The 20,491-nt window shown below is 42.8% G+C and carries 28 protein-coding genes; all 28 read left to right on the forward strand.

The features are described from left to right. Positions 1-2: 2 nt before the first annotated feature. On the forward strand, positions 3-308 hold the full coding sequence (gene rpsN, locus H3U82_RS08255) for a 30S ribosomal protein S14 (RefSeq protein ID WP_025331697.1): 306 nt from the start codon (positions 3-5) through the stop codon (positions 306-308). Between the two features lie 14 nt (positions 309-322). Next, positions 323-715, forward strand: coding sequence for a 30S ribosomal protein S8 (rpsH, locus tag H3U82_RS08260; RefSeq protein ID WP_025331696.1), 393 nt, complete (start codon positions 323-325; stop codon positions 713-715). A 9-nt stretch (positions 716-724) separates the two neighbouring features. Continuing rightward, positions 725-1,258: a 50S ribosomal protein L6 gene (rplF, locus tag H3U82_RS08265; protein ID WP_025331695.1), complete on the forward strand. Its 534-nt coding sequence runs from the start codon at positions 725-727 to the stop codon at positions 1,256-1,258. Positions 1,259-1,271: 13 nt separating this feature from the next. Then, positions 1,272-1,625, forward strand: coding sequence for a 50S ribosomal protein L18 (gene rplR, locus H3U82_RS08270; protein ID WP_025331694.1), 354 nt, complete (start codon positions 1,272-1,274; stop codon positions 1,623-1,625). A gap of 19 nt (positions 1,626-1,644) precedes the next feature. Beyond that, complete coding sequence (rpsE, locus tag H3U82_RS08275; RefSeq protein WP_025331693.1) at positions 1,645-2,163, forward strand: 30S ribosomal protein S5; 519 nt, start codon at positions 1,645-1,647, stop codon at positions 2,161-2,163. Further along, positions 2,156-2,341 (forward strand): 50S ribosomal protein L30, encoded by a 186-nt coding sequence (gene rpmD / locus H3U82_RS08280; RefSeq protein WP_025331692.1) that lies wholly within the window; start codon positions 2,156-2,158, stop codon positions 2,339-2,341. The genes rpsE and rpmD overlap by 8 nt, the downstream gene beginning before the upstream one ends. 1 nt (position 2,342) lies before the next feature. After that, positions 2,343-2,777: a 50S ribosomal protein L15 gene (gene rplO, locus H3U82_RS08285; RefSeq protein ID WP_025331691.1), complete on the forward strand. Its 435-nt coding sequence runs from the start codon at positions 2,343-2,345 to the stop codon at positions 2,775-2,777. A gap of 13 nt (positions 2,778-2,790) precedes the next feature. After that, on the forward strand, positions 2,791-4,107 hold the full coding sequence (gene secY / locus H3U82_RS08290; RefSeq protein WP_025331690.1) for a preprotein translocase subunit SecY: 1,317 nt from the start codon (positions 2,791-2,793) through the stop codon (positions 4,105-4,107). Between the two features lie 5 nt (positions 4,108-4,112). Continuing rightward, positions 4,113-4,331 (forward strand): translation initiation factor IF-1, encoded by a 219-nt coding sequence (gene infA, locus H3U82_RS08295; RefSeq protein WP_003684714.1) that lies wholly within the window; start codon positions 4,113-4,115, stop codon positions 4,329-4,331. Positions 4,332-4,349: 18 nt separating this feature from the next. After that, a complete protein-coding gene (gene rpmJ, locus H3U82_RS08300) occupies positions 4,350-4,463 on the forward strand; it encodes a 50S ribosomal protein L36 (RefSeq protein WP_003697674.1) in 114 nt (37 codons plus the stop codon). A gap of 56 nt (positions 4,464-4,519) precedes the next feature. Next, complete coding sequence (gene rpsM / locus H3U82_RS08305; RefSeq protein ID WP_025331689.1) at positions 4,520-4,882, forward strand: 30S ribosomal protein S13; 363 nt, start codon at positions 4,520-4,522, stop codon at positions 4,880-4,882. Positions 4,883-4,898: 16 nt separating this feature from the next. Continuing rightward, positions 4,899-5,291, forward strand: coding sequence for a 30S ribosomal protein S11 (gene rpsK / locus H3U82_RS08310; protein ID WP_025331688.1), 393 nt, complete (start codon positions 4,899-4,901; stop codon positions 5,289-5,291). Between the two features lie 15 nt (positions 5,292-5,306). Further along, entirely contained in the window at positions 5,307-5,927 is a 621-nt protein-coding gene (gene rpsD, locus H3U82_RS08315) for a 30S ribosomal protein S4 (protein ID WP_025331687.1), read from the forward strand. A 24-nt stretch (positions 5,928-5,951) separates the two neighbouring features. Beyond that, positions 5,952-6,938, forward strand: a complete 987-nt coding sequence (rpoA, locus tag H3U82_RS08320) for a DNA-directed RNA polymerase subunit alpha (protein WP_025331686.1) — start codon at positions 5,952-5,954, stop codon at positions 6,936-6,938. 18 nt (positions 6,939-6,956) lie between these two features. After that, complete coding sequence (rplQ, locus tag H3U82_RS08325) at positions 6,957-7,340, forward strand: 50S ribosomal protein L17 (RefSeq protein ID WP_025331685.1); 384 nt, start codon at positions 6,957-6,959, stop codon at positions 7,338-7,340. A gap of 449 nt (positions 7,341-7,789) precedes the next feature. After that, entirely contained in the window at positions 7,790-8,176 is a 387-nt protein-coding gene (locus tag H3U82_RS08330) for a hypothetical protein (protein ID WP_198210131.1), read from the forward strand. 14 nt (positions 8,177-8,190) lie between these two features. Further along, positions 8,191-9,519 carry a tRNA (N6-isopentenyl adenosine(37)-C2)-methylthiotransferase MiaB gene (gene miaB, locus H3U82_RS08335; protein WP_198210133.1) on the forward strand — a complete coding sequence of 443 codons (1,329 nt, stop codon included), beginning with the start codon at positions 8,191-8,193 and terminating at the stop codon, positions 9,517-9,519. 205 nt (positions 9,520-9,724) lie between these two features. After that, positions 9,725-11,038 (forward strand): NCS2 family permease, encoded by a 1,314-nt coding sequence (locus H3U82_RS08340; protein WP_037475034.1) that lies wholly within the window; start codon positions 9,725-9,727, stop codon positions 11,036-11,038. 125 nt (positions 11,039-11,163) lie between these two features. Continuing rightward, the gene (locus H3U82_RS08345) at positions 11,164-11,727 is read left to right on the forward strand and encodes a carbonic anhydrase (protein WP_025331681.1); all 564 of its coding nucleotides are present in this window, start codon (positions 11,164-11,166) and stop codon (positions 11,725-11,727) included. After that, on the forward strand, positions 11,724-12,359 hold the full coding sequence (gene nadD / locus H3U82_RS08350) for a nicotinate (nicotinamide) nucleotide adenylyltransferase (RefSeq protein ID WP_198210135.1): 636 nt from the start codon (positions 11,724-11,726) through the stop codon (positions 12,357-12,359). The genes H3U82_RS08345 and nadD overlap by 4 nt, the downstream gene beginning before the upstream one ends. Before the next feature lie 62 nt (positions 12,360-12,421). Beyond that, positions 12,422-12,811 (forward strand): ribosome silencing factor, encoded by a 390-nt coding sequence (gene rsfS / locus H3U82_RS08355; RefSeq protein ID WP_025331679.1) that lies wholly within the window; start codon positions 12,422-12,424, stop codon positions 12,809-12,811. A gap of 32 nt (positions 12,812-12,843) precedes the next feature. Continuing rightward, complete coding sequence (gene rlmH, locus H3U82_RS08360) at positions 12,844-13,314, forward strand: 23S rRNA (pseudouridine(1915)-N(3))-methyltransferase RlmH (RefSeq protein WP_198210137.1); 471 nt, start codon at positions 12,844-12,846, stop codon at positions 13,312-13,314. A 206-nt stretch (positions 13,315-13,520) separates the two neighbouring features. Then, entirely contained in the window at positions 13,521-15,398 is a 1,878-nt protein-coding gene (gene dxs, locus H3U82_RS08365) for a 1-deoxy-D-xylulose-5-phosphate synthase (RefSeq protein ID WP_198210139.1), read from the forward strand. A gap of 602 nt (positions 15,399-16,000) precedes the next feature. Next, positions 16,001-17,005 (forward strand): tRNA dihydrouridine synthase DusB, encoded by a 1,005-nt coding sequence (dusB, locus tag H3U82_RS08370; RefSeq protein WP_198210141.1) that lies wholly within the window; start codon positions 16,001-16,003, stop codon positions 17,003-17,005. Between the two features lie 43 nt (positions 17,006-17,048). Then, positions 17,049-17,285: a Fis family transcriptional regulator gene (locus tag H3U82_RS08375; protein ID WP_037394816.1), complete on the forward strand. Its 237-nt coding sequence runs from the start codon at positions 17,049-17,051 to the stop codon at positions 17,283-17,285. Between the two features lie 32 nt (positions 17,286-17,317). Next, a complete protein-coding gene (purH, locus tag H3U82_RS08380) occupies positions 17,318-18,892 on the forward strand; it encodes a bifunctional phosphoribosylaminoimidazolecarboxamide formyltransferase/IMP cyclohydrolase (RefSeq protein ID WP_198210142.1) in 1,575 nt (524 codons plus the stop codon). 33 nt (positions 18,893-18,925) lie between these two features. Continuing rightward, positions 18,926-19,732, forward strand: coding sequence for a sulfite exporter TauE/SafE family protein (locus H3U82_RS08385; protein WP_198210143.1), 807 nt, complete (start codon positions 18,926-18,928; stop codon positions 19,730-19,732). A 25-nt stretch (positions 19,733-19,757) separates the two neighbouring features. After that, positions 19,758-20,393, forward strand: a complete 636-nt coding sequence (locus H3U82_RS08390) for an MBL fold metallo-hydrolase (RefSeq protein WP_198210144.1) — start codon at positions 19,758-19,760, stop codon at positions 20,391-20,393. Positions 20,394-20,491 lie beyond the last annotated feature (98 nt).

Raw genomic sequence — 20,491 nt, forward strand, 5'->3', positions numbered from 1 at the left:
TTATGGCTAAGAAAGCACTTATTAATCGTGAGCTGAAGCGTGAAGCTTTGGCAAAAAAATATGCTGCAAAGCGTGAAGCCATTTTCGCCATCATCAATGATGCTAACGCGACTGATGAAGAACATTTTCAGGCACGTCTGAAACTGCAGGCTATCCCGCGTAATGCTGCTCCGATTCGTCAACGTCGTCGCTGCGCTTTGACCGGTCGTCCGCGTGGTAATTTCCGTAAATTCGGCTTGGCCCGTACCAAAATCCGTGAAATCGCCATGCGTGGTGAAATTCCGGGTGTCATCAAAGCCAGCTGGTAATAGGAGTATAAAATATGAGTATGCATGATCCTATTTCCGATATGTTGACCCGTATTCGCAACGCTCAGCGTGCGAATAAAGTCTCTGTAAGTATGCCTTCTTCAAAACTGAAAGTAGCAATTGCCAAAGTTTTGAAAGAAGAAGGCTACGTAGAAGATTTCGCCGTATCTGCTGAAACCAAGGCGACATTGGAAATACAATTGAAATACTATGCTGGTCAGCCGGTAATTGAGCGCATTCAGCGCGTATCACGTCCTGGTCTGCGTGTGTATAAAGGTTCCAACGACATTCCTTCTGTAATGAATGGTTTGGGCGTTGTGATTGTGAGCACTTCTAAAGGCGTAATGACTGACCGTAAAGCCCGTGCCAATGGTATTGGCGGTGAGTTATTGTGCGTAGTTGCCTAAGGAGAAAACATGTCTCGAATTGCAAAACATCCGGTAGTGGTTCCGGCTGGCGTTGACGTTAAGTTTTCTCCAGAGGCTATCATTGTTAAAGGTAAAAACGGCGAATTGTCTCTGCATCAGCACGCTGAAGTGAATGTGGCATTGAATGATGGTCAGCTGGTTGTTACCGCCAATGATAACAGTACAAAAGCAAATGCTTTATCCGGTACAGTTCGTGCCTTATTGCACAATATGGTTGTGGGCGTGAGCAATGGTTTTGAGAAAAAGCTGCAGCTGATTGGTGTGGGTTATCGCGCTCAGGCTCAGGGTAAAGTATTGAATCTTTCTTTAGGTTACTCTCATCCGATTAACTACGAATTGCCTGAAGGCATTACTGCTACTACTCCTTCTGCTACCGAAGTAATCATTGCCGGTGCAGATAAACAGGTAGTAGGGCAGGTGGCCGCTGAAATTCGTGGATTCCGTCCGCCGGAACCTTATAAAGGTAAAGGTGTACGTTATGCTGATGAGCGTGTCGTTATTAAAGAAACCAAGAAAAAATAATTGAGGCTCACTGATGGATAAAAATGTAGCAAGACTGCGTCGAGCACGTAAAACCCGTGCCAAAATTGCAGCCCTGAACAAAGTGAGATTGTGCGTTTTCCGCACCAATAATCACATTTATGCCCAGGTTATTAGCGCTGAAGGTGACCGAGTACTGGCTCAGGCCTCTACTCTTGAGGCTGATGTTCGTGCCAGCATTAAATATGGTAGCAATGTAGATGCTGCTGTTGTAGTTGGCAAACGCATTGCTGAAAAAGCCAAAGCGGCCGGCATTGATGCAGTGGCTTTTGACCGTTCTGGTTTTCAATACCATGGTCGCGTTAAAGCCTTGGCTGAGGCAGCCCGTGAAAACGGTTTGAGCTTCTAATAAACTGGAGACCAGAAATATGGCAAAACACGAAACTGAAGAACGCGGTGACGGCCTGATTGAAAAAATGGTTGCCGTAAACCGTGTGACCAAAGTGGTTAAGGGTGGCCGCATTATGGCCTTCTCGGCTTTAACCGTAGTAGGTGATGGCGATGGTCGCATTGGTATGGGCAAAGGTAAATCTAAAGAAGTACCTGTGGCTGTACAGAAAGCTATGGATCAAGCCCGCCGCAATATGATCAAAGTGCCTTTAAATGGACGTACCATTCATCACGAAGTAATTGGTCGCCATGGTGCAACACGTGTATTCATGCAACCGGCCAAAGAAGGTAATGGTGTGAAAGCTGGTGGTCCAATGCGTTTGGTATTTGATGCAATGGGTATTCATAATATCTCTGCTAAAGTACATGGTTCAACCAATCCATACAACATTGTTCGCGCAACTCTGGACGGATTATCTAAGCTGTATACGCCGGCTGAGATTGCTGCTAAACGTGGCCTGACCGTAGAAGAAATTTTAGGAGCAGATCATGAGTGAGCAAAAAACCATACGCATTACACTGGTTAAAAGTCTGATTGGCACTATTGCTGCTCATCGTGCCTGCGCACGCGGTTTAGGCTTACGTCACCGCGAGCATACTGTTGAAGTGCTTGATACCCCCGAAAATCGTGGCATGATCAACAAAATCAGCTACCTTTTGAAAGTGGAGAAGTAACATGCTTTTGAATACCATTCAACCTGCTGAAGGTGCTAAACACGCGGCTCGCCGTGTAGGTCGTGGCATTGGCAGCGGTTTAGGCAAAACTTGTGGCCGAGGCCATAAGGGTCAGAAAAGCCGTAAAGGTGGTTATCATAAAGTCGGTTTCGAAGGCGGTCAGATGCCTTTGCAACGCCGCCTGCCGAAACGCGGTTTTAAATCTCTGACTGCTAATCTGAATGCAGAAGTGCGTTTAGATGAACTGGCTAAAATTGCAGTTGATGAAATTGATGTTTTAGTTCTGAAACAGGCAGGACTGGTGCCTGCTACTGCTCTGAATGTTAAAATTATTGCTTCAGGCAGTATTGATAAGGCGGTAACTTTAAATGGTATTAAGGCCACCAAAGGTGCGCAACAGGCCATTGAAGCTGCCGGTGGTAAAGTAGCAGAATAAGGCAAGGACTCAAGTGGCTAATCCGCAATCCGCAACAGGACTTTCAAAGTTCGGTGATTTGAAAAATCGTCTGTTATTTTTACTTGGTGCGTTGGTTGTATTCCGCATCGGTTCACATATTCCAGTGCCCGGTGTGGATGGTGCTGCTTTGACCAAATTGTATGAAAGTGCCGGCGGAGGCATATTAAGTATGCTTAATATGTTTTCCGGCGGTTCTCTGCAACGGTTCAGTATTTTTGCAATAGGTGTAATGCCCTATATTTCAGCCTCAATTATTATTCAGCTTGCTTCTGAAATTATTCCTTCATTGAAGGCTCTAAAAAAAGAAGGTGAGGCGGGGCGCCGTACTTTGACCAAATATACCCGTTACGGTACTGTTTTGCTGGCCACTTTGCAAAGCTTTGGTGCTGCTGCATTTGTTTACCAGCAAAATGTAGTAGTTTCCGGTCAGATTGAGTTTTATTTCTCAACTATGGTTTGTCTGGTTACAGGAACCATGTTTCTGATGTGGCTGGGTGAACAAATTACTGAACGTGGTATAGGTAATGGTATTTCGCTGATTATTACCGCCGGTATTGCAGCCAGTCTGCCTGCCGGTATTGGTCGTTTGCTGACATTAACCAGTCAGGGATCAATTAGTTATCTGATGGCTGTTGCACTGATTGTTGGTGCGCTGGCATTGATATATGCTGTTGTATATATTGAAAGTGCACAACGTAAAGTACCTGTGCAATATGCCAAACGTCAGGTAGGTAATCGCATTATGCAGGCGCAAAACTCTCATCTGCCGTTCAAACTGAATATGGCTGGGGTTATTCCGCCAATTTTTGCATCCAGTATCATTTTGTTTCCATCTACTCTATTAAGCTGGTTTGGTTCAGCAAATCCGGATAGTTGGTTACAGAAACTGGCTACATTATTGCAGCATGGTCAGCCTGTTTATATTTTGTTATTTGCAGCTACTATTATCTTCTTTTGTTATTTCTATACGGCTTTGGTGTTCAGTCCAAGGGAAATGGCAGAAAATCTGAAGAAAAGTGGTGCTTTCGTTCCGGGTATCCGGCCTGGTGAGCAAACCAGTCGTTATCTGGAGAAAGTTGTATTGCGTTTGACCTTTTGGGGCGCAATTTATATTGCTATCGTGTGCCTGATTCCGGAAGTGCTGACTTCTGCGATGAATGTACCTTTCTACCTAGGTGGCACCTCACTACTTATTCTGGTGGTGGTGACCATGGATTTTAAAACGCAAATCGCTTCTTACGTAATGAGCAGTCAGTATGAACATCTGATGAAGCGTTCTGCGATGAAATCATTATCATCACGTCGTTAAGTATTATGGCTAAAGAAGATACCATACAAATGCAGGGTGAAATTCTTGAAACCCTGCCCAACGCAACTTTTAAAGTTAAACTTGAAAACGATCACGTCGTTTTAGGTCATATCTCCGGAAAAATGCGCATGCATTATATTCGTATTTCACCCGGTGATAAAGTGACTGTGGAATTGACTCCGTACGATTTGACTCGTGCCCGCATCGTTTTCCGCGCCCGCTAAGAGTAGAAAGGAAATAATATGCGCGTTCAGCCATCGGTAAAGAAAATTTGCCGTAATTGTAAAATCATTCGTCGTAATCGTGTCGTACGCGTGATTTGTACTGACCCTCGTCATAAACAACGCCAAGGCTAATGGATAACCATAAGTCTTTGTGTTATAGTGACAGACTTTTGCCCTAAGGAAAAAATATGGCTCGTATTGCAGGGGTAAATATCCCTAACAATGCCCATATCGTAATTGGCCTTCAGGCTATTTATGGTATTGGTTCGTCTCGCGCTAAACTGGTTTGCGAAGCTGCCGGCGTTGTGCCGAGCACTAAAGTAAAAGATTTAGACGAGACTCAGCTTGATGCTTTGCGTGAACAGATTGCCAAATACCATGTAGAAGGTGATCTACGCCGTGAAGTAACCATGAACATCAAACGTCTGATGGACATGGGCTGTTATCGTGGTCTGCGTCATCGTCGTGGTTTACCGTGCCGTGGTCAGCGTACCCGTACCAATGCGCGTACGCGTAAAGGTCCGCGTAAAGCGATCGCAGGCAAGAAATAATTGATAAGGAATAATAATGGCTAAAGCAAACACAGCTCGTGTGCGCAAGAAAGTACGTAAATCCGTAAGTGAAGGTATTGTGCATGTACATGCATCTTTCAATAATACCATCATTACTATCACTGACCGTCAGGGCAATGCATTATCTTGGGCTACCTCTGGCGGTGCTGGTTTTAAAGGTTCACGTAAGAGCACACCATTTGCCGCTCAGGTTGCGGCAGAAGCAGCTGGTAAAGTTGCCCAAGAGTATGGCGTAAAAAATCTGGAAGTTCGCATTAAAGGGCCGGGTCCTGGTCGCGAATCTTCTGTGCGTGCGCTCAACGCTCTTGGTTTCAAGATTACCAGTATTACAGACGTTACTCCATTGCCACACAATGGTTGTCGGCCACCTAAAAAACGTCGTATCTAACAGGAGTATTTGAGTATGGCACGTTATACCGGCCCGAAATGTAAATTAGCCCGTCGTGAGGGCACAGATCTGTTTCTGAAGAGTGCACGTCGCTCTCTGGATTCAAAATGTAAACTTGACTCTGCTCCCGGCCAGCATGGCGCAAAAAAACCGCGTTTGTCCGGCTATGGTCTGCAATTACGTGAAAAACAGAAAATCCGCCGTATTTACGGTGTGTTAGAACGCCAGTTCCGCCGTTATTTTGCTGAAGCAGCCCGTCGTAAAGGTTCGACTGGTGAATTGCTGCTTCAGTTGTTGGAGTCTCGTTTAGACAATGTGGTATACCGTATGGGGTTTGGCTCTACTCGTGCCGAAGCCCGTCAGTTGGTATCTCACAAAGCCATTACCGTGAACGGTCAGGTTGTAAACATCCCTTCTTTTCAGGTGAAAGCTGGTGATGTGGTTGCTGTTCGCGAAAAAGCCAAAAAACAGGTGCGAATTCAGGAAGCATTCAGTCTTGCCAGTCAGATTGGTTTACCAAGCTGGGTTTCTGTTGAAGAAGGCAAGCTGGAAGGTGTTTTCAAAAACATGCCAGATCGCACTGAATTGAGTGGCGATATTAATGAACAGCTGGTGGTAGAGTTTTACTCTAAATAAAGCTGGTTAAGTGAGGACAGTTAAATGCAAAACACATCCGAATTCTTGAAGCCACGTCAAATTGACGTTGACACCTTGTCTGCTACCCGTGCCAAAGTGTCTATGGAGCCTTTTGAACGTGGTTTCGGCCATACCTTGGGTAATGCTTTGCGTCGTATCTTACTGTCATCAATGAATGGTTATGCGTCGACAGAAGTAACGATTGAAGGCGTATTGCATGAATATTCTACACTTGACAGCGTTCAGGAGGATGTTGTTGATATTCTGCTGAATCTGAAAGGTGTAGTATTTAAAGTGCATGGCCGCACAGAAGTAACTTTAAGTTTAAAAAAATCAGGTGCCGGTGTTGTTACCGCAGCTGATATTGAGTTACCTCATGATGTCGAAATTGTTAACCCTGATCATGTTATCTGCCACCTGTCTGAAGGTGGTAGTATCAATATGGAAATTAAGGTTGAACAAGGCAGAGGCTATGAGTCTGTGTCAGGCCGTCGTAATAAAGACGACCACAAACGTATCGGCGCTATTCAACTAGATGCAAGCTTTTCGCCTATCAGTCGTGTCAGCTTTGAAGTAGAACCTGCTCGTGTTGAGCAGCGTACTGATTTAGATCGTCTGGTTCTGGATATTGAAACTAACGGTGCTATTGACCCTGAAGAAGCAGTTCGCAATGCGGCCTGTATTTTAATTGATCAAATGTCAATTTTTGCAGATTTACAGGGTACTCCAGTTACCGTGGTAGAAGAGAAAGAACCACCGATTGATCCAATTCTGCTTCGTCCAGTTGATGATCTGGAGTTGACCGTTCGTTCAGCAAACTGCTTGAAAGCTGAAGATATTTACTATATTGGCGATTTGATTCAACGCACAGAGACTGAATTGTTGAAAACCCCGAATCTGGGTAGAAAATCTCTGAACGAAATCAAGGAAGTCCTGGCTTCCAAAGGATTGACGTTGGGTTCAAAACTGGAAGCCTGGCCGCCGGCCAGTCTGGAAAAGCCACAAGTTTGATGATTAAAGGATAATGACATGCGTCATCGTAATGGTAACCGCAAATTAAATCGCACCAGCAGTCATCGCGCTGCTATGTTGCGTAATATGGCCAATTCTTTGTTGACTCACGAAACAATTGTAACTACTTTGCCGAAAGCAAAAGAGTTGCGTCGTGTAGCTGAACCATTGATTACTTTAGGTAAAAAGCCTTCACTGGCTAATCATCGTTTAGCTTTTAACCGTACACGTGATCGTGATGTTGTTGTTAAATTATTCAATGAGTTAGGTCCGCGCTTTGCTAATCGGAATGGTGGCTATCTGCGCATATTGAAGTATGGCTTCCGTAAAGGCGATAATGCTCCGCTGGCTCTGGTCGAGTTGGTTGAGAAAGCACCTGAATCTGAAGCTGTAGCTGAGTAATCAGACTTCACGAACAAGCCAGCCTTTAGGCTGGCTTGTTTCATTTTGATTTTTTGCTTTATGGTTTTGTGAATAGTTTGAAAATGTGTATTTATTTAGTAGTTGAGATGTATTAATTCAGTATATATCTATAAATTTTATTAGGTACGATTCACTACTTTTTTCATCATTGAATAAGTTTGGTTTTTGTTATGATGCCGAAAAATGTAGTTATTTTAGGAGTTAATCAATACACAAATTAAAAGCTGATTTTTTGAACCGAATTTAAATTATTTGTTTAGTGTAAGTTTATTACTGTAATTCTATTTAAATATATTTGTTTGATTTAATAAGTTTGTATTTACTGTTTTAGTTTTTCAGAATTCGTTTTTCTTAAAAAGCTGCTGTTTATCTCTCTTCTGCGTATAATTATTGACTCTCAGCCGACTATTGTTATTTAAGGAGAAATCATGAAATATTTACGTTTAGTATTGTTGAGCCTGATTTTTTTATCCTCTTCTTTAGTATGGGCAGGTCGTGTTTTACCTAATGACATTCATATAGTTGTATTGAAACAAGCAGAAGGACAGCAGGTTGTATTAGGGACGGCAAAAAAGGCATGGTTACGTACGTTAAGTCTGGGCTTAGTTAAAGGTAATAAAATATTTCAATTAAGCAGGGGAGTACGTATACATGATACAAATAATCGTTTTGTTACGTATAACAATTTATACAAATTTAAGAATGCAACGATAGCAGTGCGCGTTGACAGAGCAAATCAGATTCAGGAAATCTGGGTACTGACTGATGAAGAACAGGACGCATTAGTGAGACCCAATAATCCGCAGGTTGAATAATTATTGTAGGTGTTATGAAAAAAGTATTTATACGAACCTTTGGTTGTCAGATGAATGAATACGACAGTGAAAAAATGCTGTCTGTTCTGGCAGAAGGGCAACCTTTAGAACGAACTGACAGGGCTGAAGATGCAGATATTATTCTTTTTAATACCTGTTCGGTTCGGGAAAAGGCTCAGGAAAAAGTATTTTCAGATTTGGGTCGTATCCGACCTTTGAAAGTTAAAAATCCGGATTTAATTATCGGTGTCGGTGGTTGTGTGGCTTCACAAGAAGGTGAGGCGATTATTCAGCGCGCACCTTATGTGGATGTGGTTTTCGGTCCTCAGACTTTGCATCGTTTACCACAAATGATTCTCGATAAAGAAACCAGTGGTCTGTCACAGGTAGATATTTCTTTTCCGGAAATAGAAAAATTTGATCATTTACCGCCTGCACGTGTTGAAGGTGGAGCAGCGTTCGTATCTATTATGGAAGGCTGTTCCAAATATTGCAGTTTTTGTGTTGTACCCTATACGCGCGGAGAGGAATTTTCACGTCCACTTGACGATGTGCTTACTGAAATTGCCGGTCTGGCACAACAGGGTGTCAAGGAAATTAATCTGCTGGGACAAAACGTAAACGCCTATCGCGGCGATATGGGTGATGGTGAAATCTGTGATTTCGCGACGTTGCTGCGCATAGTGCATGAGATACCTGGTATTGAACGCATGCGCTTTACGACCAGCCACCCGCGAGAATTTTCTGATGCAATCATTGAGTGTTATCGTGATTTACCTAAGCTGGTATCACATTTGCATCTTCCGGTACAGTCTGGTTCTGACCGTGTTTTAATGGCAATGAAACGTGGCTATACAGCCTTAGAGTATAAACATATTATCCGTAAGTTGCGGGCTATCCGGCCGGATTTATGTTTAAGTTCAGACTTTATTGTTGGCTTTCCGGGAGAAACTGAGCGTGAGTTTGAGCAAACTCTGAAGTTAGTACAAGATCTGGCTTTTGATTTAAGCTTTGTATTTATCTATAGTCCGCGTCCGGGAACACCGGCAGCAAATTTACCTGATGATACTCCTCATGCTGAAAAAGTACGTCGTCTGGAAGCATTAAATACAGTGATTGAAGCTGAGACAGCGCGTATTAATCAATCTATGCGTGGTAGTGTACAGCGCTGTCTTGTAGAAGGTGTGTCTAAAAAAGATCCTGATCAGTTACAGGCGCGTACAGCAAATAACCGGGTAGTTAATTTTACGGGGCATCCTCGTCTGATTAATCAGATGGTAGAGCTGGAAATCACTGAGGCACATACTTTTTCTTTACGCGGAAAAATGGTTTTAGCCGATTAAGTAATTAATCTTTCTAATAAGGGGAAACGCTGCATTAATCCATTTATCTGGATACCGGAACATGTACATTAATACAGTATAAAGGCTGTGCTTGTTGTCGGAATGTGATGCTATATTTGTTTGTTTTTTCGTCTGGTTATCAGTAAAAATTTATTAATGATAACCGGTTTTGTCTGGCCTTTGTTCGGTATTAAAAGGAATTGGCATGAGCCCAGCGGGTACTTCTTTTCTGGATCGTTTTTTTAAAATTAAAGAAAGTGGCAGCAGTGTGCGCACTGAGGTGTTAGCCGGTCTGACTACTTTTTTGGCAATGAGCTATATTCTGGTAGTTAATCCTTCCATTCTTAAGGATGCGGGAATGGATTTTGGTGCGGTATTTGTGGCTACCTGTATTTCTTCAGCTTTTGCCTGCATGATGATGGGATTGGTAGCTAATTATCCGATCGCACTCGCGCCCGGTATGGGACTGAATGCTTATTTTACTTATGCTGTTGTAAAAGGTATGGGTATATCATGGCAGGTAGCACTGGGTGCAGTTTTTGTTTCTGGTATTGTTTTTATTATCTTAAGCCTGTTTAAGGTGCGCGAAGCGATTGTTAATTCACTACCGAATTCTCTCAAGTATTCTATTGGCGGCGGTATTGGTTTATTTCTGGCTCTGGTAGCGCTCAAAAGTGCCAAAGTAGTGGTATCTAATCCGGACACTCTGGTCAGTCTGGGTGATATTCATTCTCCTCAGGTGTTGCTGACGATCGTGGGCTTTTGTTTTATCGTTACTTTGGAGCATTTCCGCATACGTGGCGGAATTATTATCGGTATTTTGGTAATTACGGCTATTGCTTCAGTAGCAGGTCTTAATGAATTTAAGGGAGTATTTGCGCCGGTACCCTCTCTGGCTCCTACCTTTTTACAGCTGGATTTTCATGATTTATTTAACATGAGTCTGGTTAGCGTTATTTTTGTGTTTTTCTTTGTGGATTTATTTGACAGTACCGGTGTTCTGATTGGTGTTGCCGGACGCGCCGGTTTGTTGGTGGATGGCAAATTACCACGGGTAAAAAAAGCGTTGCTGGCCGATTCAACGGCAATTGTAGTCGGTGCCGGGCTGGGTACTTCTTCTACTACTGCTTATGTAGAGTCGGCAGCCGGAGCAGCTGCAGGCGGCCGTACAGGTCTGACAGCAGTGGTGGTTGGTCTTCTGATGCTGGCCAGTTTGTGGTTTTCCAAGCTTGCTGCCAGTGTACCGGCATATGCAACTGCGCCTGCTTTGTTATATGTGGGTGTACTGATGATGCGCAGTATGACGGAAATTGACTGGAAAGATGTATCTGAAGCTGCACCAGCATTTTTTACACTGATTTTTATGCCTTTCGCTTATTCAATTGCAGATGGTATTGCAATGGGTTTTATTAGTTATGCACTAATTAAACTGTTCTGTGGCAGAGTTAAAGAAGTTTCTTATATGGTGTGGATTATTGCTGTACTATGGGCTTTTAAATTGCTCTGGTTAGGTGCATAGACAGTTCGGTTTGTTAACAGGCAGCCGTTGGGCTGCCTAAATATTTTATGTTTTTTGTTCTTCGGGCTGATGTATCAATGTAATAAGCTTCATGTAACGATTAAATAAATGCAGAGGGAGAAATTATGTCTTTAATCGATGAAATTATGGACTTTAATCAAAGATTTGTTGATGCAGAAGAGTATGAGCAATTTTTTACAGATAAATATCCGGAAAAAAATCTGGCGATTGTTTCCTGTATGGACGCACGGATTCTGGATTTATTACCCCGTGCTCTGGGATTGAAGAATGGAGATGCTAAGGTAATTCGTAATGCCGGTGCTTTAGTCACCCATCCCTGGGGTTCTGTGATGCGTTCATTACTAGTGGCTGTATTTGAAATGAATGTAACTGAAATTATGGTGATCGGGCATTATGATTGCGGCATGCAGGAATTACATGTGCCTGATATGCTTGACCGAATGCGCGCCCGGGGGATCAGCGATGAGCGCCTTGAAATTCTGGAAAATGCCGGCGTAGATTTCCATAAATGGTTAACTGATTTTGATTGTGTGGAAGATGCTATTATGCATTCGGTGAATATGATACGTAAGCATCCTCTGATGCCCAGTGAGATTAGGGTACATGGTCTGGTTATTCATCCGATTACCGGTAAGCTGAATATTGTGGTTAACGGAAATAAAGTATGAAGCGTATCGGTTTGTTCGGCGGTACTTTTGATCCTCCGCATAATGGGCATATTCATATTGCACAGGGTTTTGCCGATGAGTTAATGCTGGATAATGTTATTTTTATTCCGGCTGGTGATCCGTATCATAAACCGACGGTTATCTGTACACCGGCACTACAACGTCTTGCTATGGTGGAAAGGGCAATTAGTACAGACAAACGTATTAGTGTGTCTGATTGCGATGTACTACGTAATGGACCTACATATACTATTGATACGGTATCTCTGTTTCGTCAGGTATTTCCGCAGTCTCAGTTATGGTGGTTGCTGGGAATGGATTCATTGTTGCAATTACCTCACTGGCATCGTTATCAGGCTCTGCTACAAAGTGTGAATCTGGCAATTGCTCAGCGCGGTCAACAGAGATTAACCGATTTGCCGGAATCATTGCAGCAATGGTTGCCAGATGCTCTGGCTAAAAATATAACTGTACCGGATGGTAGTGATGGCGGACGTGCAGTTTTATTACAAACGTCATTTTTACCAGTCAGCTCAACTGATATTCGTGCAAAATGGTCATCAGGTCATCATGATGATGTTCCGGAGACTGTGGCTGAATATATCGACCATGAAGGTCTTTATCAGGCATAATTTATATTTATAGAGTATTTCTAAGCTGGAAATGCTTTTAACATAATAGGGTATTTTACTATATGGATGAAAATCTTATCGCTCAATGGGAAAATATGGTAGCCGTTAGCGTTAATGCACTTGAAGATATTAAAGGAAAAGATATTATTGTGCTGGATACTTCAGCACAAACTTCGCTGTTTTCGCGCATGATTATTGCCAGTGGTGACAGTACACGTCAGGTAAAGGCTCTGGCCAATAATGTGGCTGTCGATTTGAAAGAGGCTGGTTATGAAATTATCAGCACAGAAGGTCTTGATAGCGGTGAATGGGCATTGGTTGATGCCGGTGATCTGGTTGTGCATGTTATGCAGCCAGCAGTACGCGATTATTATGATATTGAAGCTTTGTGGGGTGGTGAAAAACCTTCCTTTCATGCAGGGGCAGCTAAGCCATGGCAGGCTGCAGATTGATTTGTGCCGGATACTCATTTTACTGGAATTGAATGAATATTACTGTGCTGGCGGTAGGAACGAAAATGCCGCAATGGGTAGATTATGCTGTGACCGATTACAGTAAAAGATTTGGTCGTGAAATTCAGTTTCAGCTTAAAGAAATCAAGCCGGAAAAGCGTGGTCCCGGGATTAGTACAGCGCAGGCAATGGCTGCAGAAGAGGCGCGTATTGTTGCAGCCATTCCTGTGCATAGTTACCTGATAGTTCTGGATGAACGCGGAAAAGCACCAACTTCGATGGAACTCGCTGACTGGTTAAAAAAATGGCAGCATCAGGGTGATAATCTGTGTTTTGTTATTGGTGGTGCCGATGGTATGACTGATGGTTTAAAACAGCGGGCGAATTTGTTATTGCGGCTCTCCAGTCTTACTTTACCTCATGGTATGGTGCGGGTATTGCTGACAGAGCAGCTTTATCGTGCACAGTCGATTCTGCATAATCATCCTTATCATCGTGAGTAATTCAATAGTGTTGATTGGTAATTTAAGATTGAATTGTTTTGATTGACTGAAATTATTTGGATGAATCCGGATAAAAATAATTTATCGTCATACAGTGAAATACCCCCGTGCAGGGGGTATGCTGGTATATAATTACTCTGCATTTACTTGGCAGGTATTTGATCTGTCACCCGGATTAATAAATTAATAATAAGCAAAGTCTGATCATGAATCCTACACCACTGCTTGATACCATTGATTTACCGCAGGATGTTCGTCGTTTACAAAAAACACAGTTACCTGAGCTGGCCAATGAATTGCGCGCCTATTTACTTGAATCAGTAAGTAAAACAGGAGGACACTTTGCCAGTAATCTGGGGGCAGTTGAGTTAACTGTTGCTTTGCATTATGTATATCAGACACCATATGACCATCTGATTTGGGATGTAGGGCATCAGAGTTATCCGCATAAAATTCTGACCGGACGTAAGCAACGCATGAATACAATGCGGCAATGCGGTGGTCTGGCCGGTTTTCCTAAACGCAGCGAGTCTGAATATGATGTGTTTGGCGTCGGTCATTCCTCTACTTCGATTGGTGCTGCTCTGGGTATGGCTGTTGCTGATAAATTACAGCATAAAACCAATCGTAGTGTGGCTATTATTGGTGACGGGGCAATGACGGCTGGGCAGGCATTTGAAGCGTTAAATAATGCCGGGGATATGGACATTGATTTGTTGGTTATTCTCAACGATAACGAAATGTCTATTTCACCCAATGTGGGAGCTTTACCCAAATATTTGGCGAAAAATCCTTTGCATGATGTAAAAGACTTAGTTAAATCTATCAAGCACAAATCAGAAAAAGTGCTGAGTCTGGTTCCGGGCGCTCTGGATGTGGCTCAGCGGGTAGAAAATAAAATTAAGGGGCTGATTGAAGAAAGCACCAGCTCCGAAACTTTATCATTATTTGATAATTTTGGATTTACCTATTCCGGTCCGGTTGACGGGCATGATGTGATTCAGCTGGTAGATGTATTGCAGGAAATACGCAGCCGTAAGGGGCCGCAATTGTTGCATATTATTACAAAAAAAGGGCATGGCTATAAACTGGCAGAAAATGATCCGGTTGCATTTCATGCTGTCAGTGCATTTGATCCTCAGCAGGGTTTGCATTCATCTGCCGGGGCTGCTAAACCCACTTATACACAGATTTTTAGTCAATGGATAATTGATCAGGCCGCGGCAGACAATAAATTACTGGCTATTACTCCGGCAATGCGTGAAGGCAGTGGTCTGGTAGAGTTTGAGAAGCTTTACCCTGAACGTTATTTTGATGTAGGTATTGCAGAACAGCATGCGGTTACTTTTGCTGCCGGACTTGCCTGTGAGCAGATGAAGCCGGTTGTAGCAATTTATTCAACTTTTCTGCAACGTGCTTACGATCAGCTGATTCATGATGTGGCATTACAGAATTTGCCGGTTTTGTTTGCTATTGATCGCGGCGGAATTGTCGGTGCAGATGGTCCGACACATGCGGGTGTCTATGATTTAAGCTATTTGCGCTGTGTACCCAATCTGGTAATTGCTGTTCCTAGTGATGAACGCGAATGCCGTTTACTATTATCAAGCTGCTATCAGCTTAATCAGCCGGCGGCTGTGCGTTATCCGCGTGGTATGGGTACCGGTATCGAAGCGGGATCAGATTTGTCCACAGTAGCAATTGGTAAGGGAGTAGTACGCCGCAAAGGAAGTAAAATTGCTTTGGTAGCGTTTGGTAGTATGGTACAACCAGCACTGACTGTAGCTAATGCTATTGATGCTACAGTAGCAGATATGCGTTTTGTCAAACCACTGGATACAGAGTTATTAGTACAGCTGGCAGCAGAACATGATTATATAGTTACGCTAGAAGAAAACAGTAAAATTGGTGGTGCAGGAAGTGCTGTGCTTGAAGCATTAACACAGCATAATCTGACTAAACCCGTTTTGACACTCGGAATTCCTGATATTGTTACTGAACATGGTGATACAGCACGATTGTTAGCGCAAATGGGATTAAGTGCAGCAAAAATTCAGCAACAAATTCTACAATGGATAGAATAATTATTATCTGAATAGTATCAGGCAGCTTAATAGAGTTTTTATCTTAATAAAACTTTATTAAGCTGCTCTTAGTATGATGGACTGTATTTGTAGCTTTCAATATCTTCCTACCACCTAACTGTAATTAAAATCATTTAACTTCACACAAATAAAATAAATACTGCCAGCAAGCTTTAAAATCACTTTAAATATCACCAGTAATCTGCTTGTGGTTATTTGACCAACAAGTCGACAGGCTGTTTTATATCTTCTTATCTAAGTGCTGACATTTTGAAATAGTCGCTTTATTACAGCAGAGATAAATATAAATAGATAGCATAAAATTTATTATATTTTGGCCTGTTAGTTAGTATTTTACTCGTAATTGATTAATCAGTATTTAACCGATGCAGCAAATATCTATTTTGGACATCTGAAAGTAAATTGCAGAATACAAACTTGGCTTTAGTATTAGCGGGCTAAAACTATTTTATATTTAAGAAATAATTTTTTAAATTAATCAATGTGCTAGATTAATAATATTATTTATATTTGGAGTGAGTGCCTAAAAAATGTACAATATTTAGATATTTATTCTTCTTTCTCCGTTTGATTTAGCAATTATGCAAATTGGTTGTTATCAGCTTGCTACTCCGTTTGCCTTAGCTCCGATGGCAGGTATAACTGATAAACCTTTCCGTCAGTTATGCCGTGAATTTGGTGCAGGCTGGGCTGTAAGTGAAATGATTACCAGTGATCCTTATTTACAGAAAACTCGTAAGACTTTGCAGCGGGCAGACTACGACGGTGAAAGCGGGGTCAGGGTAGTACAGATTGCGGGTAGTGATCCGCAGCAGCTGGCCGAGGCTGCCTGCTATAATGTAGCTCGTGGTGCTGAAGTAATTGATATTAATATGGGCTGCCCGGCAAAAAAAGTATGTAATGTATTGGCTGGTAGTGCTCTATTACAAAATGAAGCACTGGTTAAGACTATTTTGCAAACCGTTGTCGGCGCAGTTGATGTTCCGGTAACGCTGAAAACCCGTCTGGGATGGGATGACGATCATCGTAATATTTTAACCATTGCGCAAATAGCTGAACAGGCAGGAATTGCTGCTCTTGCTATCCACGGCCGAACACGAACGCAAATGTACCGGGGAACGGCAAGTTATGATCTGATTACACAAGTACGACAGCAGATAAACCTGCCATTATGGGTTAACGGTGATATTATCAGCCCGCAAAAAGCGATTGATATAAAACAACAAACCGGCGCCGATGGTGTGATGATCGGGCGCGCGGCGCAGGGACAGCCATGGTTGTTCCGTGATTTGGTACATTACTATAAGCATGGTTGTTTACCACAGGCACTGACCGTAGCGGAGCATGCACAGATTATAGTTAATCATGTTTCTGCTATACATGATTTTTACGGGATATTTACGGGGGTGCGCATTGCCCGTAAACATATTGGCTGGTATGTGTCCGGTCTACCGGAAGGTGAAATTTTTCGCAGACAGGTGAACACGACAGATGATGCGCAAATACAGTTGCGGCTGGTTAATGATTTTCTGGACAGGCAAGTAGCACAATTAACAGAGTGGTCATGTGATTACCGTGAGCAATAAGCAGTTTGCCCTGAGTTATATAAGGAAAATGTAAATGAGTGAAATGCCTAAAGTTAGTATCGCTCAATGTATAGAGGCAAATGTACGTCAATATTTTGCTGATCTTGATGGTGAAACACCTTGTGCAGTATATGATATGGTATTACAGCAGATGGAACTACCGCTATTACGTTGTGTAATGGACGTATGTGATAACAATCAGACACGTGCAGCACAAATTCTTGGTTTGAACCGCAATACTTTACGTAAAAAATTAATCCAGCATCATCTGCTGGATTAAATCAGTAATATTCGCATATTAAGGGAGAAATCATGGCTGTAATCAAACGGGCACTGCTGAGTGTATCAGACAAAACTGGTGTAATTGAATTTGCGCATCAGCTGGCACAATTAGGAGTTGAATTGCTGTCAACCGGCGGCACAGCCAGTTTACTGGCTGATGCCGGTATTGCTGTCACTGAAGTGGCAGACTATACGGGTTTTCCGGAAATGCTGGACGGACGGGTTAAAACATTACATCCGAAAATTCATGGCGGTATTCTGGGACGACGTGACTGTCCTGAGCATGTAGCACAAATGGCAGAGCATGATATTAGAACCATTGATCTGGTTTGTGTAAATTTGTATCCATTTGCGGCAACAGTAGCTAAACCTGACTGCACACTGGAAGATGCTATTGAAAACATTGATATTGGTGGTCCGACAATGGTGCGTTCTGCAGCCAAAAACTGGCGAGATGTAGCCATTGTTACAGATTATCATGATTATGAAGCCATTATTGCCGAAATACAGCAGCTTGGCAGTTTATCTGCGCAAACGCGTTTTAATCTGGCACGAAAAGCTTTTGCCCATACAGCTCAATATGACGGTATGATCACTAATTACCTGACTCGTATTGACGATCAAAATCTGTCCGGAAAGCCGCAATTATACATTTTTCCTCAGCAATATAATCAGAACTGGTTGAAAGTGCAGGATTTACGCTATGGAGAAAATCCTCATCAGCAGGCAGCATTTTATCGTGATGTGAAGCCGGCTGCCGGTAGTCTGGCTAATTATCAGCAATTGCAAGGCAAAGAATTATCGTATAACAATATTGCTGATGCCGATGCAGCGTGGGAGGCTGTTAAATCTTTTACTCAGCCAGCCTGTGTTATCGTTAAGCATGCTAACCCTTGCGGAGTAGCAGTTGCAGCGGATACGTTAACTGCTTACCGTCTGGCATTTGCTACCGATACAACCAGTGCATTTGGCGGTATTATCGCGTTTAACCGTGAGGTAGATGCAGCAACAGTAGAAGCAGTTACCGGTCAGTTTCTTGAAGTATTAATGGCACCCGGATTTACTGCAGAGGCAAAAGCCATTATTGCTGCTAAAAAAAATGTACGTGTGCTTGAAATTCCCTTGTCAGCCGGAGCCAATCAGTTTGAATTAAAGCGTGTTGGCGGTGGTCTGCTGGTACAGACACCGGATAATCATCAGATCGAAAAAGCACAATTGCAGGTAGTCACATTACGTTCACCGACTGAACAGGAAATGCATGATTTACTGTTTGTATGGAAAGTGGCGAAATACGTAAAATCGAATGCAATTGTTTTTGGTAAAGGCGGTCAAACCTACGGTATCGGGGCCGGTCAGATGAGCAGGGTCGATTCAACCAGAATCGCTGCCCGTAAGGCACAGGATGCAGGTTTTGAGCTGGCAGGTGCCTGTGCGGCCTCAGATGCATTTTTTCCTTTCAGAGATGGCGTAGATGTAATTGCTGCGCAGGGTATTAAAGCCATTATTCAGCCTGGCGGTTCTGTACGGGATGAAGAGGTGATTAATGCAGCCAATGAGCATGGTATAGCAATGGTCGTAACCGGAGTACGCCACTTTCGCCATTAATATACAGTATTAGTGCAGCAAAAAAAATAATCTATGGAACTGCTTGCTTATTTAATAATCGGTGCGGTAGCCGGCTTTGCTGCCGGTCTGTTCGGAGTAGGTGGCGGTTTAATCGTTGTTCCTATACTCTATATAGTCTTTATGCATGCGGGCTATGGTGAGGCTGTCACCATGCATCTTGCGCTTGGCACATCCCTAGCCACTATTATGGTTACGTCAGTCAGTTCCATGCTGGCTCATAATAAAAATCATGCAGTGCTCTGGCCGGTGGTAGGACGGTTAACTCCTGGACTTGTATTTGGCTCATTCGCAGGTGCGGCTATTGCCGATGCTTTATCCGGTCAGAAATTGCAACTGGTTATCGGTATTTTTACTTTGTTCGTTGGCATCAATATGCTTCGCAGTGCCCGGGTAAAATCCAGCAGACAGAACAGGCCGTTAATTAATCCACGCTGGCACTGGTGTGCAGGTGTTGTTATTGGCCTGGCATCTGCTTTATTTGGTATCGGAGGCGGAAGTTTAACAGTGCCTTATCTGAATCGAAGCGGAATAGCAATGCAGCAGGCAGTAGGATCCTCCGCTGCATGTGGTTTGCCGATTGCGATTGCCGGAGCTTTAGGCTTTATATTCTTTGGAACGCATGAACACATTGATATAGCTCATACCATTGGTTATGTTCATATTTACGCATTTATTGGTATAAGTATTATGAGCTTTATCACTGCCAGACAGGGTGCTAAAGTAGCTCATCGGCTTTCACCGACAATGCTGAAGCAATGTTTTGCCTGTTTACTATTATTCATGAGTATATATTTTTTAAGCAAAGCACTATTCTTATAAATTAGTAACAAAATAAGAGAAAATAATGGCTTTACAAATTCAAGTGATACCAGTAACACCATTTCAACAAAATGCAGCATTGCTTTGGGATGATGTCAGCAGGGAAGCAGTACTAACTGATGTTGGCGGAGAGTCTGAACTTTTATTATCTGCAGTCAGTCAGCACCAGCTTAAACTGCAGGCTATCTGGTTAACACACGGACATCTTGATCATGCCAGTGGTGTAGCCGATTTAACTGAGCAGCAAAGTGTTCCCGTGCTGGGGCCGCATCAGTCTGATGATTATTGGTTGCAGGCATTGCCTGAAATTACCGCTAATTATGGTTTTCCGGTTAGTAAACCACTTACTCCCACACGCTGGTTGGAAGATGGCGATGAATTATCCGTTGGTGAACATAAATTTATTGTTTATCACATACCCGGTCATACACCCGGTCATGTTGTGTTTTACAGTCAGGTAAATAACTTATTGATTACTGGTGATGTTTTATTCCGTGAATCTATCGGCCGTACTGATTTTCCAGGCGGAAATCATGCTGATTTAATTCATGGGATTCAAAGTAAACTACTAACTTTGCCTGATAGTACTCGTGTTTTGCCGGGGCATGGTCCTATGACTACTATCGGTCATGAGAAACTGCATAATCCATATTTACGCTAATCAGGCTTGCATTTAACTGACAAAGTGTTCAAATTTATCCTGCAAAACCTGATTATTGAAGCTTTAATGCAAATATGCAGAATTATATATTCTGAATT

Source organism: Snodgrassella sp. W8132 (assembly GCF_016100865.1).
GTDB classification, from domain to species: Bacteria; Pseudomonadota; Gammaproteobacteria; order Burkholderiales; family Neisseriaceae; genus Snodgrassella; species Snodgrassella alvi.

Coding starts and splice junctions, on each gene's coding strand:
- rpsN (WP_025331697.1), top strand. CDS start 3: ATGGCTAAGAAAGCACTTATTAATCGTGAGCTGAAGCGTGAAGCTTTG.
- rpsH (WP_025331696.1), top strand. CDS start 323: ATGAGTATGCATGATCCTATTTCCGATATGTTGACCCGTATTCGCAAC.
- rplF (WP_025331695.1), top strand. CDS start 725: ATGTCTCGAATTGCAAAACATCCGGTAGTGGTTCCGGCTGGCGTTGAC.
- rplR (WP_025331694.1), top strand. CDS start 1,272: ATGGATAAAAATGTAGCAAGACTGCGTCGAGCACGTAAAACCCGTGCC.
- rpsE (WP_025331693.1), top strand. CDS start 1,645: ATGGCAAAACACGAAACTGAAGAACGCGGTGACGGCCTGATTGAAAAA.
- rpmD (WP_025331692.1), top strand. CDS start 2,156: ATGAGTGAGCAAAAAACCATACGCATTACACTGGTTAAAAGTCTGATT.
- rplO (WP_025331691.1), top strand. CDS start 2,343: ATGCTTTTGAATACCATTCAACCTGCTGAAGGTGCTAAACACGCGGCT.
- infA (WP_003684714.1), top strand. CDS start 4,113: ATGGCTAAAGAAGATACCATACAAATGCAGGGTGAAATTCTTGAAACC.
- rpmJ (WP_003697674.1), top strand. CDS start 4,350: ATGCGCGTTCAGCCATCGGTAAAGAAAATTTGCCGTAATTGTAAAATC.
- rpsM (WP_025331689.1), top strand. CDS start 4,520: ATGGCTCGTATTGCAGGGGTAAATATCCCTAACAATGCCCATATCGTA.
- rpsK (WP_025331688.1), top strand. CDS start 4,899: ATGGCTAAAGCAAACACAGCTCGTGTGCGCAAGAAAGTACGTAAATCC.
- rpsD (WP_025331687.1), top strand. CDS start 5,307: ATGGCACGTTATACCGGCCCGAAATGTAAATTAGCCCGTCGTGAGGGC.
- rpoA (WP_025331686.1), top strand. CDS start 5,952: ATGCAAAACACATCCGAATTCTTGAAGCCACGTCAAATTGACGTTGAC.
- rplQ (WP_025331685.1), top strand. CDS start 6,957: ATGCGTCATCGTAATGGTAACCGCAAATTAAATCGCACCAGCAGTCAT.
- H3U82_RS08330 (WP_198210131.1), top strand. CDS start 7,790: ATGAAATATTTACGTTTAGTATTGTTGAGCCTGATTTTTTTATCCTCT.
- miaB (WP_198210133.1), top strand. CDS start 8,191: ATGAAAAAAGTATTTATACGAACCTTTGGTTGTCAGATGAATGAATAC.
- H3U82_RS08340 (WP_037475034.1), top strand. CDS start 9,725: ATGAGCCCAGCGGGTACTTCTTTTCTGGATCGTTTTTTTAAAATTAAA.
- H3U82_RS08345 (WP_025331681.1), top strand. CDS start 11,164: ATGTCTTTAATCGATGAAATTATGGACTTTAATCAAAGATTTGTTGAT.
- nadD (WP_198210135.1), top strand. CDS start 11,724: ATGAAGCGTATCGGTTTGTTCGGCGGTACTTTTGATCCTCCGCATAAT.
- rsfS (WP_025331679.1), top strand. CDS start 12,422: ATGGATGAAAATCTTATCGCTCAATGGGAAAATATGGTAGCCGTTAGC.
- rlmH (WP_198210137.1), top strand. CDS start 12,844: ATGAATATTACTGTGCTGGCGGTAGGAACGAAAATGCCGCAATGGGTA.
- dxs (WP_198210139.1), top strand. CDS start 13,521: ATGAATCCTACACCACTGCTTGATACCATTGATTTACCGCAGGATGTT.
- dusB (WP_198210141.1), top strand. CDS start 16,001: ATGCAAATTGGTTGTTATCAGCTTGCTACTCCGTTTGCCTTAGCTCCG.
- H3U82_RS08375 (WP_037394816.1), top strand. CDS start 17,049: ATGCCTAAAGTTAGTATCGCTCAATGTATAGAGGCAAATGTACGTCAA.
- purH (WP_198210142.1), top strand. CDS start 17,318: ATGGCTGTAATCAAACGGGCACTGCTGAGTGTATCAGACAAAACTGGT.
- H3U82_RS08385 (WP_198210143.1), top strand. CDS start 18,926: ATGGAACTGCTTGCTTATTTAATAATCGGTGCGGTAGCCGGCTTTGCT.
- H3U82_RS08390 (WP_198210144.1), top strand. CDS start 19,758: ATGGCTTTACAAATTCAAGTGATACCAGTAACACCATTTCAACAAAAT.